This window comes from Paenibacillus sp. A3 (assembly GCF_001399685.1).
Classification (GTDB): Bacteria; Bacillota; Bacilli; order Paenibacillales; family NBRC-103111; genus Paenibacillus_G.
In genome coordinates this window covers 1-2,391 of the sequence record NZ_JTHN01000130.1, presented here as the reverse complement: position 1 = coordinate 2,391, position 2,391 = coordinate 1, and the positions used below count along the sequence as shown (strand labels likewise).

General features: G+C 59.3%; 1 protein-coding gene. It reads left to right on the top strand.

The genetic code is table 11. The features are described from left to right. The coding region (locus QJ48_RS19925) for a condensation domain-containing protein (protein ID WP_157261697.1) at positions 1 to 2,391 on the top strand (2,391 nt) is incomplete at both ends.

Genomic DNA, 2,391 nt, shown 5'->3' with positions numbered 1-2,391 from the left:
CGTTCGTCCCGGGCGAGCGTCTGTACCGCACGGGGGACCTGGCGCGCTGGATGGAAGACGGCAACGTGGACTTCATCGGGCGGATCGACAACCAGGCGAAAATCCGTGGGTACCGGATTGAGATCGGCGAGGTCGAAACGCAGCTGCTGAAAGCGGAGGGCGTCAAGGAAGCGGTCGTCGTCATCCGGGAGGACGGCAACGGACAGAAGGCGCTGTGCGCGTACTTCACGGCGGACGAGGAGCTGCAAGCAAGCGGGCTGCGAAGCGCGATGTCGCAGGAGCTGCCGGGGTATATGATTCCGTCGTACTTCGTGCAGCTGGAGCGGCTGCCGCTGACGCCGAACGGGAAGATCGACCGCAAGGCGCTGCCGGCGCCAGAAGGAGGCGCGAGCGGATCGGAATACACCGCGCCACGTACGCCGCTGGAAGCAAAGCTGGTCCGTATATGGCAGGAAGTGCTGGGGGTTGCAACCGTTGGCGTGAAGGACAACTTCTTCGATCTCGGCGGACATTCCCTGCGCGCAACGACGCTGGTCAGCAAGGTGCACAAGGAGCTGAACGTCGATCTGCCGCTGCGCGACGTGTTCCGCTACGCTACGATTGAAGAGATGGCCCAGGCGATTACCCGAATGGAAGAGGGGGCGTTTTCGGCCATACCGGTGGCGGAGGAAAGAGAGTACTACCCGCTATCTTCCGCGCAGAAGCGGCTCTTCATCCTGCACCAGCTGGAAGGGGCGGAGCAAAGCTACAACATGCCGGGAGCGATGCTGCTGGAAGGGGCGTTGGATCGCGAACGGTTCGAAGAGGCGTTCCGCGGGCTGATCGCGCGGCATGAAACGCTGCGCACCGGTTTTGAAATGGTGAACGGCGAGGCCCTGCAGAGGATTTACCCGCAAGTGGATTTTGCCGTGGAGTATGTGCAAGCGAGCGAGGAAGCCGCTGGAGAAGTGGTGCAGGACTTCGTGCGCACATTTGATCTGGCGAAGCCGCCGCTGCTGCGGGTGGGTCTGGTCGAGCTGGCGGAAGAACGCTATATTCTGATGTTCGACATGCATCACATTATCTCCGACGGCGTCTCGATGGAGGTTCTGGTCGAAGAGTTTGTCCGCTTGTACGACGGAGAAGAGCTTGAGCCCCTGCGTATTCAATACAAGGATTATGCGGCATGGCAGCAGTCTGACGCGCAGCAGGAGCAGCTGAAGCGGCAGGAAGCGTACTGGCTGGATCAGTTCCAAGGGGAGCTGCCGGTGCTGGAAATGCCGACGGATTATGCGCGTCCGGCCGTGCAGAGCTATGAAGGGCATACGCTCCACTTCTTCATGGATGCGCAGAAGAGCGAAGGTCTGAAGCGGCTCGCGGCCGAAAGCGGAGCGACGCTGTACATGGTGCTGCTTGCAGCGTATACGATTCTGCTGCATAAATATACGGGTCAGCAGGACGTGGTTGTAGGGACGCCGATTGCGGGAAGGAACCATAGCGATGTGCAGTCGCTGATCGGGATGTTCATCAATACGCTGGCCATCCGCAGCTATCCGGCCGGCGAGAAGACGTTCCTGGCGTATCTGGAAGAAATGAAAGAAACGATGTTCGGTGCCTACGAGCATCAGAACTATCCGTTCGAAGAACTGGTGGACAAAGTGCAGGTTGCCCGCGATTTAAGCCGCAATCCGCTCTTTGATACGATGTTTACCTTGCAGAACACGGAAAGCAAAGACTTCGATCTTGAAGGGCTCCGGTTGGCTCCGTATCCGAGCGAATATGGGATGGCGAAATTTGATCTGAGCTTGGATGTGATCGAAGACAACGACGGTCTGGAGTACGTCCTTGAATATGCGACTGCCTTGTACAAGAGGGAGACGGCCGAACGGCTGGCCAAGCATTTCGAACAGCTGCTCGAAGCGATTGTAAGCGACCCGGGCGCAAAAATTGCGACGCTGGATCTGTTGACTGTAGAAGAACAGGAACAAATTCATGCATTCAACCCGGCGGTGTCCGAGCTTGCGCCGGAGAAAACGTTCCACCGGTTGTTCGAAGAGCAGGCGGCGCGCACTCCGGAAGCGACGGCGGTCATGTACGAGGACAAGCATTTGACGTACGGGGAGCTGAACGAGCAAGCGAACCGGCTGGCTTACACGCTGCGCGAGGGCGGCATCGGTCGGGAATCGATCGTCGGCATTCTAGCCGACCGTTCGATAGACCTGCTGGTCGGCGTCATGGCGGTCTGGAAGGCGGGAGGCGCATATGTGCCGCTCGATCCGGAGTATCCGTCGGACCGCATCCGGTTCATGCTGGTTGACAGCGGGGCTACGGTGCTGTTGACGCAAACCCATCTGCAGGACCAAGCCCAAGCGTGGCTGGCGGAAGATTCGACGCTGCAAAGCGTGCGCTGCC